The sequence below is a fragment of the Bacillus sp. FSL K6-6540 genome (genome assembly GCF_038007545.1).
The window spans coordinates 1,365,327-1,383,019 of the sequence record NZ_JBBOXH010000001.1 but is presented as its reverse complement, the minus strand read 5'-3'; the positions used below and the strand labels follow the sequence as shown (position 1 = coordinate 1,383,019).

The 17,693-nt window shown below is 54.3% G+C and carries 12 protein-coding genes; 2 read left to right on the top strand and 10 right to left on the bottom strand.

Features of this window, described 5'->3' with window-relative positions; translation table 11 throughout:
* Nucleotides 1-400 precede the first annotated feature (400 nt).
* Complete coding sequence (locus tag MHH82_RS05935; RefSeq protein WP_036662219.1) at nt 401-1,357, bottom strand: NAD-dependent epimerase/dehydratase family protein; 957 nt, start codon at nt 1,355-1,357, stop codon at nt 401-403.
* A gap of 122 nt (nt 1,358-1,479) precedes the next feature.
* Nucleotides 1,480-1,998: a TetR/AcrR family transcriptional regulator gene (locus MHH82_RS05930; protein WP_036662218.1), complete on the bottom strand. Its 519-nt coding sequence runs from the start codon at nt 1,996-1,998 to the stop codon at nt 1,480-1,482.
* Nucleotides 1,999-2,244: 246 nt separating this feature from the next.
* Between MHH82_RS05930 and MHH82_RS05925 the strand changes: the two genes are divergently transcribed.
* Nucleotides 2,245-2,715 carry a DinB family protein gene (locus MHH82_RS05925; protein ID WP_340964270.1) on the top strand — a complete coding sequence of 157 codons (471 nt, stop codon included), beginning with the start codon at nt 2,245-2,247 and terminating at the stop codon, nt 2,713-2,715.
* Between the two features lie 121 nt (nt 2,716-2,836).
* Here MHH82_RS05925 and MHH82_RS05920 read toward each other — a convergent pair whose 3' ends face one another.
* From MHH82_RS05920 to MHH82_RS05890, 7 genes are all read right to left on the bottom strand, one after another.
* A complete protein-coding gene (locus MHH82_RS05920) occupies nt 2,837-3,568 on the bottom strand; it encodes a nucleoside phosphorylase (protein ID WP_009594362.1) in 732 nt (243 codons plus the stop codon).
* 1 nt (nt 3,569) lies between these two features.
* Nucleotides 3,570-4,244: a sulfite oxidase-like oxidoreductase gene (locus MHH82_RS05915; RefSeq protein ID WP_145039152.1), complete on the bottom strand. Its 675-nt coding sequence runs from the start codon at nt 4,242-4,244 to the stop codon at nt 3,570-3,572.
* 91 nt (nt 4,245-4,335) lie between these two features.
* Entirely contained in the window at nt 4,336-5,259 is a 924-nt protein-coding gene (locus MHH82_RS05910) for an ABC transporter permease (protein ID WP_012819304.1), read from the bottom strand.
* The gene (locus tag MHH82_RS05905) at nt 5,243-6,310 is read right to left on the bottom strand and encodes an ABC transporter permease (protein WP_012819303.1); all 1,068 of its coding nucleotides are present in this window, start codon (nt 6,308-6,310) and stop codon (nt 5,243-5,245) included. The genes MHH82_RS05910 and MHH82_RS05905 overlap by 17 nt, the downstream gene beginning before the upstream one ends.
* The gene (locus MHH82_RS05900; protein WP_012819302.1) at nt 6,310-7,803 is read right to left on the bottom strand and encodes an ABC transporter ATP-binding protein; all 1,494 of its coding nucleotides are present in this window, start codon (nt 7,801-7,803) and stop codon (nt 6,310-6,312) included. Before MHH82_RS05900 ends, MHH82_RS05905 begins: the two co-directional genes overlap by 1 nt.
* Nucleotides 7,804-7,872: 69 nt before the next feature.
* Nucleotides 7,873-8,910 carry a BMP family protein gene (locus MHH82_RS05895; protein ID WP_009594391.1) on the bottom strand — a complete coding sequence of 346 codons (1,038 nt, stop codon included), beginning with the start codon at nt 8,908-8,910 and terminating at the stop codon, nt 7,873-7,875.
* A gap of 391 nt (nt 8,911-9,301) precedes the next feature.
* Nucleotides 9,302-13,144, bottom strand: coding sequence for an RCC1 domain-containing protein (locus tag MHH82_RS05890; RefSeq protein WP_012819301.1), 3,843 nt, complete (start codon nt 13,142-13,144; stop codon nt 9,302-9,304).
* Between the two features lie 191 nt (nt 13,145-13,335).
* Here MHH82_RS05890 and MHH82_RS05885 point away from each other — a divergent pair, with 191 nt between their 5' ends.
* Nucleotides 13,336-15,957 (top strand): LuxR C-terminal-related transcriptional regulator, encoded by a 2,622-nt coding sequence (locus tag MHH82_RS05885; protein ID WP_145038892.1) that lies wholly within the window; start codon nt 13,336-13,338, stop codon nt 15,955-15,957.
* An 89-nt stretch (nt 15,958-16,046) separates the two neighbouring features.
* Here MHH82_RS05885 and MHH82_RS05880 read toward each other — a convergent pair whose 3' ends face one another.
* Complete coding sequence (locus MHH82_RS05880; RefSeq protein ID WP_012819299.1) at nt 16,047-17,399, bottom strand: MATE family efflux transporter; 1,353 nt, start codon at nt 17,397-17,399, stop codon at nt 16,047-16,049.
* Nucleotides 17,400-17,693 lie beyond the last annotated feature (294 nt).

Genomic DNA, 17,693 nt, shown 5'->3' with positions numbered 1-17,693 from the left:
CGGTCAGCGTGTTAACGAACATTAATCCCACATGGAGAACAGCACCAGCAGTACGGCTGCAACACCCAGCAAGAGCGAGTGCCTGGAAAACCATATCGAACGCATCTCTTCCTTCATGCTTGCATCCTCCTTCTATTTTCATTCAGCCGCTAACAACTCCTCTTCCCTGATGCCTTAATCCCACCAGCTAAGCATGCACACCAGCATAACCGCTGCAAAGAAACCGTCCATAAACTTGAGCTGAAGTTTAGCCATATTGGATTCACCTCCTTCGAAGAGACAACAACTCGAGAGAGAAACCCTCGACTTATTATTGATTGATCAATTACTAATATCTAAAAAATAATCCCTTCGCATATCATGATATCGCTGCTGCGCCACTCTTTATGGCTTCCGCTGCTCATGCCCGTTTTTTCATTAAACTCCTCATGGTCGCCGCAATCGCCTGCTCATGAGGCGTCCATTGAATCGGACCGATCAGGCGCTCGTATTTCTCGCCGCTCAGCACCAAAGGCTCCTCGGTCAAATACAGCATCTCAACCACCTCTTTCATCACCGGATTGAATAACCCGATCAGGGAGAGCCCGATTCGTCCGAGCGGCATTACCGCCTTGCGCTTTCCGGCAGCCTGCTGCGCAATCCGTACCAGCTCATGGCCTGAAATCACGCCCGGTCCGGGGATATGCCAGTTCTGCCCGTAGGACTCCTCTCTCTCGGCAATCTCTACGATCATGCGGGCGGCATCCGGCAAATAGACGTATTCTCGGGGAACGCTCATGTTGCCGATGAAGGCGGTTGGCTTCCCGGCAGCAATGGCTTCCATCGTGACGGATAAATAGGATGCCTGCGCAGAAGGGCCATAGTAGTCGGGCAGTCTTACGATAAGAGGGTTTGCTTTATGCCAGCGCGACGAGAAAATCAGCTGCTCGTAGGCCAATCTTATTTTGCCCTTACGGGTATGCGGTTTTTTGGGGTGATCCTCCGTTGCCTTTTCCATTAAGCGTCTGCCATACGGATAAATTCCATCTACCACCACAACCCTGGTCCCCAGCTTCTCCGCAGCCGTCATGACCGATTCACCCAGCGGCAGCAGCCTGGATTCCATCTCGTGGTAAGGCATGTTCGCACTGTGAAAAATAACATCGGCCCCTTCCGCGGCTCTTCGGATATCCTCCGGTTTAAAGGCATCTCCCGTTTCCAGCGTAAGCAGAGGAGAATAGTCCAACCGCTCAGCCAGCTCATTCAGCTTCTTAACGGAACGGCCGAAGGCTACCGTTTGAATTCCGCGCTTCACCAGTTCCGCCGTCAATGGGGCCCCTACGCCGCCTGTTGCACCCAAAACAATCGCTTTTTTCATCGTTAATCTCTCCTCACATTAAAATAATTGATTGATCAATCACAATTGATTGAAAAAGAAATGCCCTTTCTCCACCGCGCACAACCTGATGCAGTACGCGGTGCGGCACATCGACGCGCGCCTTATCTTTTGGGCATCATATTCGGCATATCCATCGCCATGGCTACATTGCACAGCATCCCCCGGGCCAGAAAATCGGAGGTTTTCTTGTCGGCATCCTCGAATCCCGCTTTCACGAAAGCATTCTGGACCAGGTCCTTCACCTCGTTCATTCCCTGCTGCATCGCTTCGCGGATGGGCGCTTCCTGGATCGTCTGCGCCTGCATCTGCAGCAAGATTTCGCTGCGATGGGATTGCACGATCCCTTCGTACGCCCGGATCAGGCCCGTCTCCAGTTCCTCCGGAGCAGCGGAATCGATGACCCCCTGAAATGCCTGCACGATGCGCTTCCAGGAGACCGTCAGCGATTCCACGAGCAGCGATTCCTTGGTAAAGAACCGATAGACGTAAGGCTGGGATATCGCTGCCCGTTCGGCAACCTGAGCCGTGGTCGCGCGATAGTATCCGATCTCTGCAAACACTTCGATTGCTGCTGCCACGATTTCATTTCGCCGATTCGCAGAAGTTGAAGCTCTAGCCATTCAACCAACCTCCTCTCACTCGTTTTAATTTATTATTGATTGACCAATCACTAATTGAACTCAGTATATACGGTCCATTTTCCTTTTGCAACTGTTTTCTTCCAAAATTATCGAATTCAACACCTGGGATAGCTTGAGCATAGGGGAGGAATCCGCTATTTCTTATCGAATTGTGTTTATGAACCGCAAATAAGACGGGAGCCTATTCCAAGACTTTATCCTGTAATCGATCAAGGAGGATCAACCATGAGTCATGAAGGTCAACAGCAATTCGAACGATGGCATAGACACCGTACGGTCTTGCTTCAGCTGCTGCAGGACGTACAGAGCGAGCATTTGGATTATAAACCGTGGGATCATGCCTATACCTTGGGCGGATTAGCTGTTCATATTGCGGCAGCCTCGGATATGTTCCTGCGTTCCATCCAAAATGGCTCGTTTACTCCACCCTCGATTTCCACCCAATTCGAGACCATCGATGACATTCGAAATATCGTGCAAGCGTCGACCGAATCGACTACGACCCTTTTTGCCGAATTGTCCGACAGCCAGCTTGAGCAGCCGCTCGACTTCAATGGGTTCACAGCGCCCGGCAAAGTGTGGTTAAGCAATATGGTCGACCATGAAATCCACCATAAAGGGCAGTTGTTTACTTACGTGCGGGCTGTCGGAATCGAGAAGGTTCCCTTCTTCACGCTTCAGCCGGCTAAGCAGTAAAAACAAGACACGGCTGGATTTGCTGTTTTAAGTTATCAAAAGGAATTACCTCTTACTCAAAATAGAAAGCCGGATTTCCTGCAGCTTACGCTCAGGAAATCCGGCTTTCTTCTATCCCTGGTTAGCCTTGCTTCGCCAGCTTCACCACGGCCTGCAAAGCGGTGTTAATCTCGCGCTCCACCGCGTCGGCAACCACGTTTGTGTTCGGGTCGTACTCGGCCGCAAGGTCGGCGTCGGCAAAGCCGTCCATGGCGACAATCGCGCCGGCGCGAACGCCGCGGATCGCCGCAACGACGTACAGCGCCGCAATTTCCATCTCGACGCCGAGCGCGCCCGCCGCTTTATATTTCTGGTGCGGCACTTCCTCGACTCCGTTAAAGAACACGTCCAGCGTGACGGTTATGCCCTTGCGCACAACGCCTTCGCCGATCGCGAGCGCGGATTCGTACAACGCCTCCGCCACCTGGCTGTCCGCAACCGCCGGAAAACCGTCCGGTACCAGCTGCTTCGTCAGACCGTCCGTACGGATCGCCGCGGTGCTGACCACAAGGCTCCCCGCAGGGGTGTCCGCCCGATAAGACCCGGCGGTGCCCACGCGAATCAAGGTCTTCGCCCCCGCGCGGATCAGCTCCTCGAAGCAAACGGCCGCTCCCGGGCAGCCGACGCCATGGCTGGTTACCGCCAGTTCAACGCCTTCATACGTCCCCACGAAAGTGCGGTACTCGCGGCTGAACGCCAGCTCGCGCGCATTTTCGAGCTTACGGGATATCGTCTCCGCGCGTTTCGGATCGCCGCAGACGATCACAAATTCAGGTATATCCTCTGAGTTCACTTGCAAAATAGGCATCAACATATTAGTCAAACTCCTTACGTGTCCATTCGTCTTCGGGTATATCCAGCGCCTCGCCGCTAAACCGCTCTTCCTTGAACGGGTCCGCTTCGTTGTGAAAGCCGTTGCGTTCCCAGAAGCCCGGGCGGTCTTCCTTCATAAACTCGATGCCGCGCAGCCACTTGGCGCTCTTCCAGAAATAGCGGTGCGGCACAACCGTGCGCAGCGGCCAGCCGTGCTTGTCCGTCAGCGGCTCGCCGTTGAAACGATAGGCCAGCAGCACATCGTCACGGAGCAAATCCTCGATCGGCACATTCGTGTCATAATCGGGATCGGCATGAAACATGACGTATTTGGCATCCGGCTTGATCCGAAGCCCTGCTATGAAATCCCGGAACAGGATGCCCTCCCATACCGTATCGAACTTGGACCAGCGCGTAACGCAGTGAATGTCGGTGTTCACGGTTACCGTTGGCAGCGCCAGAATATCTTCATACGTAAAGGTCCGTTCCTCTTCCACTTCGCCGAAAACCCGGAGGGTCCATTCCGACATGTCGTAATGGGGAACCTCCCCTTCATGCAAAATCGGGAACTTCTCGGTCAGCGTCTGCCCCGGCGGCAGCTTGGCCCGCTGCTCTTCGGTCAGGTTGCCCACCGCCACCGGCTTCATTTTTTTCAAACGTTCTGCTTTTTTATGCACCATGTTCATCTCCTTTACGCTTGATCGCTTTCGCATCCGCTTATCGACGGGATGACTTCAATCACAGGTTGTCGCGTAGCGGACTACGCGCTTATCTGGAGCTGGATCCCTGCTTCAGCGCGTCCTGCTGGAAGCTTTTATCCTTAAAGAAGAACATCGCCAGAATCGTTACGACATAAGGCAGCATCTGCGTAAAATGCGTAGGCAGCGCCAGCCCCTGGAACCGGATGCTGAGTGCATCCATAAAGCCGAACAGCAGGCTTGCCGCCGTTACCCCAAGCGGACCCGATTGGCCCAGCATCGTGGCGACGAGCGCGATAAAGCCGCGGCCGGCCGTCATGCCTTCCGTAAACATCGTCACTTGTCCAAGCGACAGCTGCGCGCCTGCAAGCGCACATAACACGCCGCTCGCGAGCACGGCTCCATACTGATACCGTCTTACACGGATGCCCACGCTTTTGGCAGCGAGCGGATTCTCGCCGGCAGCCAGAAAACGGAAGCCGTTCTTCGTGCGATAGAAATAATACCACATGAGGCCCGCAATCAAAAACGACAGATACACAAGCGGCGTCAGGCCCGCCAAAATGGGACCGATCACCGGAATATCCTCGATAATCGGAATGTTCCATTTCGGCAGCCCGACCATCGTATTATCATAAAATGCACCTTTCACATCAAAAATAGCCCGCAAGCTGAATGTGGTCAATCCTGCCGCCAGCGCATTCATCGCGATACCGACCACGATGACGTTGGCCTGCAGATTAATGCTGAGGTAAGCAAAGATAAAGGAAAAGATCGACACGATCGCAATCGCGAACAAAATCGCGTAAAACACGTTGCCGAAAAAGTGGTTCCCCACCACGGCTGAGAAAGCCCCCAGCAGCATAAAGCCTTCCAAACCGACGTTGAACAATCCGACGCGCGAACACAGGGCACCGCCGAGAGCCGCAAGCAGGATCGGAGTGAGCACGCGGAGGGCCGAGTTGATTAAAGCAAGGTCAAACAGCTGTTCCATCGGATTTGTTCCCCTTTCTGCGCTTCAGGAAGCTGTATGTGAATCGGGCGGAGATAAACAGAATCAGCACGGCTTGGATGATCGCTCCTACCTCAAGCGGCACTTCCGTATTCCGTTCCACGCCCATGCCGCCCGTCTGAAGCGCGGCCAAGAAAATCGATGCAATCAGCGTGCCGATCGGATGCGACCCTGCCAACAAGGCAGCCATGATGCCCGTCCAGGCATAGTCGGCCGTAGATAACGCACCATCGATATAACGATACTGGGAGCCCAGGATTTCAACGGCCCCGCCAAGTCCGGCCAAGCCGCCGCTGAAGAACATCGCGCCAAGCATCATCGGTCCGCGCTTAACCCCGCCGAACAGGGCAAACAGCGGATTGCCGCCTAGCATCCGTACTTCGTAGCCGATCACGGAGCGCTTCAACAAGACGAATATAATCAACGCGGCCAGCACCGCGAGCACAAAGCCGACATGCAGCGGCATGCCGGAGATCAGCTTCGGCAGCCAGACGCTGTTATCGAGCATTTCGGATTGCGCCATCGCGGCCGAACCCGAGCGGTCCTTCAGCGGATAGGCGACCAGATAACCCGCAAACAATACGGCCACATAGTTCAGAAGCAGCGTGGAGATCAGCAGGTTCACCCGGAACCGGGCATCAAAATATCCGGCCATTACCGACCATAATCCCCCTGCGACAACGCCGGCAAGAATCGCAACGATGCACACCAGCCAGCCCGGACCCGGCATATACAATCCGACCAACGCGGCGGAAAGCGCGCCAAACACCATTTGTCCTTCCGCGCCAAGGTTAAAGAAGCCTGCACGGAAGGCAAACGCCGCGCCCAGACCGATCAGAATGATCGGGGTCGCGCGGGACAGCGTATTCGTAAAGAAATACATCCCGCCGAAGGCACCCTTCCACATCTCCGCGTAGGTCTGCAGGATATCGCCGCCGGCAATCATGATCGCGATGGCTCCGGCAAGCAGCCCCACGATGATTGCGGCAATCGGCTGAAGCAGCGGAAGCGTAAATTTAGTCCATTTGTTCATTACAGAGTTCCTCCCGCCATCAGCAGTCCCAATTTCTCTTCTGTCGCTTCCTTCGCCGACAGTTCGCCCGCGATCCGGCCTTCATACATGACCAGAACACGGTCGGACAGCTTCAAGATTTCCGTTAATTCCGACGATACCAGCAAAATTCCCGTGCCCTCTTCGCGCCGCTTGAGCAGTTCGCCATGAATCGTCTCCATGGCACCGATATCGACGCCTCGCGTCGGTTCCGCCGCGATCAGGAACGGAGTTCCCTGCTCCAGTTCCCGTGCCACGATCAGCTTCTGCAGATTGCCGCCGGACAAATACTGCGTGCTGGTCTCCAGAGAGCCCGTCTTGATGGAGAATTTCTGAACCCATCCGGATACAAGCGAACGAATGTCCTTGAGTTTGAGGAAGCCGCCCTGCTGCAAGCGACGTTGGTGCCCCATAAGCCCGGTATCCATCACGGTTGCCGTTCGATTAGCCCCCCAGACATAGCGATCCTCCGGAATATGGGCTAACCCGTGCTCCCGTATTTCTCGTGTCGACATGCCGGTTACGTCCTTGCCCGACACGGCAATCCGGCCGCTGTCCGGCTGAGCCAGGCCCGAGATCACTTGAAGCAGCTCGGATTGCCCGTTGCCTGAAATACCGGCAATCCCGACAACCTCGCCGGCCCGTACTTCCAGGTTTACGCCGTCCAGAACCGGCTTGCCTTTCGTTCCGCGGATCGAGACGTCCGATACTTCCAGCACCTTCTCGCCCGGCGTGATCGGCTTGCGGTCCAGTTCCATCAGCTCGCGGCCGACCATGAGACGGGAGAGCTGGTGGGCATCGGTGTTCCCCTTCTCCACCACGCCCGTGACGGCACCGTCACGGAGCACCGTAATGCGATCGGCCACGTCAAGGACCTCGTTCAGCTTATGACTAATCAGGATAAAGCTTTTTCCCTGTTTGGAGAGCTGTTTAATGGCATCCAGGAGCTCCTGCACCTCGAGCGGCGTCAGCACGCCCGTCGGCTCATCCAGAATGATGATTTCGGCTCCCTGATACAGCACCTTCAATATTTCAACCCGCTGCTGCACGCCGGGGGCGCTGCTGCTTACGGTGGCGCGCGGGTCCACCTTCATGCCGTATTTTTCGCAGAGTCCTTCCACGATCTTCACGGCTTGCTTGCGGTCAAACCCGGCACCTGAGCCCGGCTCATTGCCGATCACGATATTCTCAGCGATCGTAAACGTAGGAAACAGCATGAAGTGCTGATGCACCATGCCGATTCCGCCTTGAATCGCGTCAAGCGGGCTTGCAAACGAAACTTCCTTGCCATTCAGCCGAATCGTACCCGAGGTTGGCTGCTCCATCCCGTACAATATCCGCATCAGCGTCGTTTTGCCTGCACCGTTTTCCCCGACTATCGCATGAACCTCACCCGCGCGCAGCGAAAAATCAATGCCGCGGTTTGCGCTGAACTCGCCATACTTCTTCGTAATATTGTCCATCTGGAGTAGCATCGAGTCATGCCTTCCTTTCGTTTCTGAATGAAAGACCGACTGCCCATGTGCAGCCGGTCCAGGTAAGAACTAATTTTGTTCCAATGCGTTCGTTACTTTAATCTTTCCGGCGATGATATCGTCGGAAATCACCTTAAGCTGATCCACGATGTCTTGTCCAATGAATGGGTTAAGCGGCGTTTTGCTCTCATGCGTAACGTAAGTGAGACCTACGGCGCCTTCTTTCAGGCCGTAGTCACGAATATCGAAAGTATAGTTGCCCTCTGCAAAATCCTTCACCGTTTCGTATACGACAGCGTCGGTACCTTTCAACTGCGCAAGCACCACATGCTCAGGCTCGGTATTGTCCGTATCTTGTCCGGAAGTGTAGAAGCCCTTCTCTTTCGCTGCTTCGAACACGCCCAGATCGCCAACGGCGGACATGCCGGCTACGAAATCCGCGCCCTTGGAGTTCTGCAGAAGCGCAAGCTCCTTCGCTTTTGCCGGATCGTCGAATCCGCCTACGAAGTTAACGAAAATTTCGATGTTCGGATTGACCGATTTCGCGCCTTCCTCAAAGCCGGTCATATATTTATGCATAATCGGAATGTCGTTGGCCACAACGTTGCCGACCTTGTTCGTTTTCGTTGCCAATCCTGCAGCCGCCCCCAGAAGATAAGCAGCCTCATGCTCGCGGAATCCGACGCTGCGGACGTTCGGCAAATCCACGACCGTGTCAATGATCGCAAACGGCACGTCCGGATTCTCCGGTGCAACCTTCTTCAATGCATCCTCCATCTGGAAGGTGGATGTGATGATCAGATCATACTTCTCGGCAACCGCCGTGCGGAGGTTCTGCTCGATCGAAGCAGGGTCTGTCGATTCAATCGTTTTGACTTCAACGTTGAAATCGGCAGCAGCCTTTTGCAATCCTTCGTCCATCAAGGCAAAGAATGGATTCACGCCGATCTTCTCAGGAAGAACTAGTGCAATGCGTTTCTTATCTTGAGATCCTTCGGAACCGCCATTAGCTGCACCACTGTCAGTAGACTTATCATCGTTGCCGCAACCTGCAAGCAATCCAACGGATAATACGAGTGTTAATAGAATTGACCATGTCTTTTTCATTTCCTGACCTTATCCTCCTAAGTGAGCACTTTTTATACTATTATCCTATGGTATAGACAAGCAGATGTCAAAACAAAAATTTTAGCGTTTTATGTAGTTTAATGTGTTTTTTAGCAAAAATTTGGTGGAAAACTGCGTATATCACAGAACATTACCTTGTCAAAATGTCGATAATGTTCGGAAATTGCCAACATTTGATCAAACGCTTCCGGCATGGATCCGGGATGAAAACGCATTATTTTCAAATTCCTGGCATCACGCAAACCTGGATTCTCTCTATCTATATAAAAAAGGATGCCGTTCGGCATCCTCGCTCTGCATGATTTCTATTTAGATGAAGCAACATACGAAATGTTGAATTCTTCGACTCCAGCCTGCTTCCACCGCCGATTCAATCGATCAGCTCTGAACCTTTCAATAATCGCTGCAGCATGACCGCCGCTTCGCCGCGGGATAACTTCTGGAGCGGCTTAAGCCCTGCGCCCGACCCCAGGACAATTCCTTGCTTCACAAGGGCGGCCGCAGCCGGTGTGGCCCAGTCGGACAGGTCTTCACGGTCCTGGTAAGGGGAGAGGATGGCTGCCGCTTCCATCTCATTCACTGCGCTCGTTATTCCCGCCAGCTCCATCACTCTCGCCATAACCGCTATGGCCTCTTGACGCGTAATGCCTTGGGCCGGCCTGAATTGGCCGTCCTCATACCCCTGAAGAAGCCCATACTGCACAGCTTGCGTTATGACGCCGTTATGCCAGTCCTCTGCGTCGACATCCCGGAAAGCAGGAACTCCGTCCTTCACCTCATCCAAACCGAGCGCCCTCACGATCATGGCGGCAAACTCGGCACGGCTCACTTGGACATTCGGCGCGTAATGAATCGCCCCGGGCTGATTCGCATTTGTGTCTGTCCCACCTTCGGCAAGTCCGGTTCCGTTCAGAATCATCCGCGAAGCAAGATCGTTCACCGCATCCTTGGACCAGTGGAACGATACATCAGCAACTCGCACTTGATAAGATATAAAAGCAATCGTACCTGCTGATAAGGAATGCAGAATCGCCTCGCTGCTTCCGTCCTCCTTCAGCTCGAAGCGCGTCGGGATCGGGTGGAAGCTGCCGTTCCGATCCAGCAAGACAGCCGTTGTCATGCGGCCCGGCATTCCCTGCGGCCAAATGATTCGCTGCTTCATATATTGCGGGAATGGATCTAACTGCAGTGCCGTGTCCTGAGCTTTAGCCGTGATATCAAACTCGATAGGCAAGCCGATAAGCGTAATGCCGGATTGCAATGCGGCCTTCTTAACGGCCTCTACCTTGGCAGCGTCGCTGGCAGCCATCGTCAGGGTTACCGAAATTTGATCCGCGGCCGGCAAGTCCATGCTTCCTGGCGCCCTCCAGCGCGATGATGCCATCACGGCCGCTGGAACGTGGAAATGACCAAGCGCCGATCGGATTTCAATGGCGCCCTGCTTGGCGTTAAGCAGGTCAAGAGCAGCTCCGCTGGTTTCCAGGGAGACCTGATCCGCGGGCCGTGCCAACGCGATGACGATTACCGGATTGTAGTCCACTGTCTCTAAACGGGCTTCCAGCTTAGCCGTATCCAATTTCATCGATACGACGGTATGTCCATTGGCCTCATGGAACAAACCTGTAACCATCCCTTCCTGAGATTCATCGTTTATCGTAACTTTGACGTCTACTCTATTCGAAGGTGCGGCATTGCCTGATGGGCCCGGTATAGCCGATCCTTGGCCGGAACCTCCTGGCGACGAACCTTCCGGTTCTTCAGGCGTTCCGCCACCGCCTCCGGATGAAGCTCTAATTACCGTCGTTCTGTATTTCATGTGCTGGCCGTCAGGCGCCGTCACCACGACCTCGATGGCCTGGCTGCCTACGGCGACGGGGAAGGACGGGCTCTCCTGGCCGGAGAGGAGAGCCATCGGCCCCCATACCAAATTTCCGGCCTCGCCGTACACGCTGGCCGTTACCGACGACCTCGCATCATATACCTGTGCCGTTATCGTGAGGCGGTCCGTATCGCTGGCGATCTGCGCTTTGTAATCATAGTGATCTCTGGCGAACACAGGGCTCAGCGCTACTTCTCCGCTCGACGATCGCAGCGCCAATGCTTGCAAATCAGTGTCGTAGGCCGGAGCCTCATGTTCCCTGACCGTAAAGCTCCAAGCATCCGCCCCCTGAATGCCGGCAAAGCCGGTACCCGAATGGTTACCGATAAAAGCACCCGGCTCGATCTCGACGTAATAGGCTGCTCCCGCATCAAAATCATTCAGCGGATCTATGCTCGCCGCGTTCCCGAGAATCGTGACGCTCCCTGCATCGACGGTCTCGACGACGCGATGATCCGAGGCCAGCCTAATCGCAATCGATTTACCGGACATCGCCGTCACTTCTTCATTAAAGACAACCTGCAAGGTTACATCTTTTTCCACGCCGACAGACTGGTGGGATGGCGTGTAAGATACGGCCTTAAGCTCGGTCGGTGCCTGGATCGCCTTCCATTGGGCATACAGCGTGACGTCCTGCGTACCGAATATAAGCTTGCCACCGGCAGGATAATCGATTCCGCTTCCGTCGGCCTCCGTATTCCAGCCGTCGAAGACATGTCCATCCTTGCCCAGCTGCCCCGTATTGCCCGCCACGACCGCTTCGTCGCCTCTGGCAAACAAACCGCTGCTTACCGGAACATTCCCTGCGGTGTGTCCGTTGCCGTCATAGGTTAACGAGTAGATTTGCGGCCATAGGGTTGTCACCTTCAGCATGCGGTATGCGCTTTTCCTGCCTACGGCATCTTTGACCATGACGTTAAAATAATGATCCGTTCCTGCGGCAAGCCCGTTCACCACCATCCCGGTGTGATCCGCCGCGTAGTTTTCGAGGGGCTTCCCGTTCCTCTCCATTTGGCTGACGTCCCCGATATTCGGGCTGCCGGACGAATATAACAAATACTGCAATTCGTGCTGCTCCGTCATATTGTCCGAGGCTTTCGGCCATTCCAATGCAACGGAGTCTGACGTGATGCTGTGCGGATTCAGGCTACCGCTGCCCGTATCCGGAGACGTCGTATCCAGCACGGCTTTGGTCAGGGTAGGTATTCCCCTCGTATTGTTGTACGTCCCGTCTCCGATCTGTCCTCCGGAGTTATAGCCCCATCCCCAGACGGTCCCATCCTTTTTCATGGCCACGCTATGAAAGCCGCCGGCGGAAATTTCGCGTACATGCTCGATCCCCGGCACAGGGACCGGAATGAGGCTGGAAGCATTCGAGTTTAGGCCCAGCTGCTGTTGACTGTTATCTCCCCAGCTCCATACGTTTCCTGCCCGGTCCACTGCAAGGCTGTGATAACCTCCACCCGCAACGGCAACGATATGCTGCAGGTTTCGAACCTGCACGGGTCTCGTCCGGTGCGTTCTCGTACCGTCGCCAAGCGTACCGTACGTATTGTTTCCCCATGCCCACACGGTGCCGTCTTGTTTAATGGCCAAACTATGGGAACCGCCGGCGGCGATCGCCATGACGTCCGTCAGCCCGGCAACCTGTACCGGAACGTGCCGGTCCGTCGTTGTCCCGTCTCCAAGCTCCCCGCTTCCGTTCACGCCCCAGGCCCATACGGTGCCGTCCGATTTTAAGGCAAGACTGTAGTATCCTCCAGCCGCAATCGCCGTCACATCGCTTAGACCGGCCACCAGAACCGGGGAGTTTTGTTGTATCGTCGTTCCATTTCCCAGCTCGCCGTTGTCATTCTTCCCCCAAGTCCAAACGGTGCCGTTCTCTGAAAGCGCCATGCCGTGATAGGCCAATCCGCCCGATATTGCCTTGATCCCGCTCAGACCCGGAACTTGCGCGGGCGCGTTCACATTCGTTATCGTTCCAATCCCTAACTGTCCGTTCTCGTTTGCCCCCCAGGTCCATACCGTTCCATCCTGCCTTAGCGCCATCGAACTGCGGACGCCGGAGTGAATGTCAATGACATGGTTCAAATTCTTCGCCATGACCGGAGTCGTCCGGGTATTCCAGGTGCCGTCACCCAGTTGCCCCCTGTCTCCGTATCCCCATGAGTAAACTTCACCGCTGCTTACGAGCGAAGCGGTATGATAGTACCCGGCTACAATCTTTGGTGCAACGGCCGCAGCCGCAAAGGCTTGGCGATATCCCAATAACCCATCCAGCTGCAGCAGCAGCAAAGCCGCACACAGCAGGATTTTTCCTGAACGCCTTAGCATAATCTCCTCCTTCGTTTCATCAGCGTAATGATAGCTGCGGCCTGGTTAGGACCGCGGCACCAAGGATGCTATCAAATTTATGGGAGGGAAACGATTGACAAACGTTAACTTTTCATCTTTTTTTTCATATAATCTAGTTATCGCGACTCAATTTCCGTAAAATAACGTTTCGTATATTGCGAGGGTATCCTATGAAACTACTGACCGACTCACCCATTTTGAAAATGAAAATAAGCCTTCCCGGTCTGAAGGAGCATCTGATTCGCCGGGACCGGCTGCTGCAGGATATGGCAGCAGGCCATAAGGGTCAGCTGACAACCATCATCGCGCCTGCCGGATACGGCAAGTCGACGCTGCTCGCCCAATGGGCTCATGAGACCGACGAACGAAGCGCCTGGGTTTCGCTGGACGAACGGGATAACGATCCCGTCCGCTTTTGGAGATACGTGGCGGCCTCGCTGGCCTCGATTCTTCCCGAGGCGCAAGGAGCTCGTCTCATGCACCATACGCAGCTGCTGCCAAGCGCCTCGATCGAAACCTTTCTGGATACGCTGATCAGTGAATTATACGAGGATTCCGAGCCCCTCAATCTCATTCTTGAGGACCTGCACAGTATTCACTCTTCAACCATCCATGGAGGGATTTCCTACTTGATCGACTACCTCCCCGAACATATTCATCTTCTCATCTCGTCCCGGACCGAGCTTCCATTCCCCACGATCAAGGGCGTGGTAAACCATGAGGTCCATCTTATCGGCATGAAGCAGTTGGAATTTACCTATGAGGAGACGGAGCGTTTGTTCCGCCATGCGTCAAACGGTGGCCATTCCAATCTGACCTCGATGGAGCTCGATACGTTACGGAACCAAACGGAAGGCTGGGTTACCGGGCTCCAGCTTGCCGTGATTACCATGCGAACCGGCAGCGGACTGGAAGGATTCGTGGATGATATGAAGGGGAATCCGCTCCTCGTATCCAAATATCTGTTTCAGGAAGTCGTAAGCAAGCTGTCACCCGACGTGTTCTCCTTTTTGCTCCAGACCGCCGTCCTTTCAGAGCTGCATCCGCAGGTTTGCGATGCCGTAACGGATCTCAGCGACAGCCGTCCGATGCTGGAGGAGCTGCAGAAGCTGAATCTGTTTCTGGTTCCGCTGGACGAACACCAAACCTTCTTTCGTTATCATCATTTATTCTCGCAGTTTCTGCTCGACCTGCTACAGCGCGAGTTTGACGGGGAATATACCAAGCGCCATCGGCTCGCCGGGCAGTATTATGCCTCCGTCGGTTCCATGGATGAAGCGATTGACCATATGTTGGCAGCGCAGGACTTCGGGCATGCCGTGAACTTGCTCGAGCAGCATATGCAATCCGTGCTCGAACTTGGAGAGATTGCCACCTTGCTGAAATGGTTTGACCGCATCCACCCCAGCTATCCGATGACACCCGAAATGTCGCTGGCGCATGCTTTTGTCTTGGTACTTACAGGAGATCTCGAACGTTCCGAGCGCATGCTGATCCTTATTGAGGAAGCCTGCGCTGCGCTAGAATCATCGGAACGAAGGGAGCAGCTTATGAGTTCCATCCTGTTCGTGCGGTCCAATCTTGTTTTTCTGAACGGTGACTTCGGCAAATGGTTCGCCTTCAGCGAAGGCATCCTCGACAACCTGATGCCCGACAATCCGATGTACTACCAGTTCGATTACAATCGGCGGGAGCCTTATGTCAGGCGTACCTCGCTCGGCATGAAGGGAACTCTCTCCGCCGATACGGAAAGAATCGCGCATCTGTTTACCGGTGTGCTGGAATCCCACGGGTGGGCGCATTCGCTCATGAACTTATATGTTAAACAATCCTTGTGCGAGGGATATTATGAGTGGAACCGGCTGGCGGAATGCCGGCAGCTGCTGGTGCAGATCCGTAATGCGCCGCCCGCCAAAGAAACGATGGGGCTGTTCGTGCCGCTGCATATCACCGAAGCCAGGCTGTTCGCTGCCGAGGGCAAATTCCATCTAGCCCATTATGCTTTGGATGAAGCGTGCTCCGCTGCGCTTGCCAGGAAATCGAGCCTTTGGCTCGCCCCGTTAAAGGCCGTCAGAAGCTTGATCTATATCCGGGAAGGGCGCATAGCCGAAGCACGGAAGGAAGTGGCCGAGCTCCCCGTTTCCGTCAAGGACAAGCCCGCCTATAGCCGGGAAACGGAATACCTGGCGTTGGTCCGCATGTTAGGCAGACAGCGCAGGGAAACCGAGGCGCTGCGCCTCCTGGAGCTGTTGAAACCTCAGGCGGAGCGCGAACAGCAGCGATCCAGCATCATTGAAATCACAAGCCTGCAGGCGCTGCTGGAACATCAGCGCGGCCAGCGGCAGCAGTCGCTTCATCTTCTTGGCGAAGCCTTGCGTGTCGGGGCACAGAACGGTTATGTCCGTACCTTCCTCGACGAAGGGGAGGACATGTGCCAGCTGCTGCAGCTGTATTCGAGCCGACTCGGACAGGAAGACGGCTTAAGCCTGGAGGAGCTTCGGACGCTTGAATATGCACGCACGCTCGTGAAGCGTTTCCCGGGTTATTCCGAAGCGGATATTTCTTCCGCCGAGACACCCCAGCAAACTCTTCCCGAACGGCTGAATCGGAACGAAATGAATTTGCTGCATCTGATTCGCCAGGGCGCCGCGAATAAACAGATGGCCGCAGCACTCGGCCTGTCTGAAGGAACGATCCGGGTGTATTTGTCCAGACTGTACGGTAAGCTCGGCGTGACGACACGCACGCAGGCTCTGGTTAAAGCCCAGTCGCTGAACCTGCTGGAGGATTAATTGGATAACCCTACAAAAGAACCCCGGGACACGCGTTCCCGAGGTTTTTTTTACGCTATGGATTTACCTTATCATACCCGTCCGCACCATCATGAGCTGAAGGATCGGATCCATTTGAACCGGTTCACCTTCACGATCGCCACAAAACACTTCAGGATTTGATCCGATTTCAGGCAGATGAACACGGCAAGCGGCGATAAATGGAACACAAAAGCGCATAAGGCGGATGAGGGCAGCACGATCAGCCACATAAATATCAAATCGTTGTACAGCACAAAGCGGGTGTCTCCGCCGCTCCGCACGATGCCCGTTAAAGCCGGCATCTGGTAGGCCGTTCCGACCACGGTGATCGACAGCACCGTCATGAAATGCAGGGCAAGCGTTTTGGCCTCATCGGATATCGAATAGAAGCCCAGCACGAAATCCTTGATCACAAACAGCACGGCCCCCGTCAATAAACCGAGCAGGATATACAGAATCTGCAGCGTTTTGGCATACGATATGATTTTATCCATCATGCCCTCGCCGATGGTCTTCCCGATCAGCACGGCCGTTGCGCTGGCGGAAGCGTACACGATGACCGTCACCATCTGGAAAATCGTTGTAGCAATGCTGTTGGCGGCGATCGCGGATTCCCCCATATGCCCCAGGATGGCGGTTTGTGCCGCCATGGCAAGCCCCCATATCGTATTGGACATCAGAATCGGGGAGCCTACGCGAATGTACTGCTTGAAGAGCTCCATATCGAACTTCAGGAAATCCTGCAACTTTAACAGGATCTTGCGATCGAACCGCTTAACATACACGATGACGATCACGCATTCAATAATCCTCGCCGTCAGGGTAGCGATAGCCGATCCGGACACGCCCAGCTCCGGAAAGCCCATATACCCGTAGATCAGGATGTAGTTCAAGCAGATGTTGATAACCAAGGTGGACAGCGATACCACGAAGCCGATTTTTACCGTTTCCACGCTTCTTAAGGAAGCCAGCAAGGAGCTGGTGACGGCAAAGAAGATATAAGAAAAGCAGATGATGCGCAAATATTCCACGCCGGCAGCTATGACATTCTCTTCCTTGGTAAACAAGGACAATACCTCGTGCGGGAAAAAGAACACGATGACCCATAACACGATGCTGAGAAGGATGGCCATGCGCATGCCGATGCTTGCCGCTTTTTTGATCAAGCCTAAATCCTTGGCTCCCCAGAATCTGGACGACATGATGACCAAGCCTTCACATACGCCCAGAACCAGCATGTGCAGCAGGAATTGGATCTGGTTCGCCAGCGCGACGCCTGACAGCGCCGATTCGCTGTATCCTCCCAGCATGACGTTGTCCGACAAATTCACGCCGACCGATATCAGGTTCTGCATCCCGATCACAAGCGTCAGCCAGAAAAAACTTTTGTAGAATCCTTTTTCCCGAACAAATAAACTCATGTCAGCTAACCTTCTTCGACTATAAGATGATGAATCTCTAATATATACGAAAATATGCAAATGAACAGAACCAAATGAAGTGAAACATCCTTACCGCCGTGTAGTAGATTCATAGAATCAAAAACATAATAACATTATAATGTTTTTACGTTTAAAAACTAGTCGTCTGGTTGCACTACACTACGAAAGTCGGTAATCGAACTTCGACGGCATCCTGGAGGATTCCGCAGCAAATCCCCTGCCCCTTGTCTCATCTCTCCCCGCTTGATCGCCCAATAGGTCATGTACAATGCT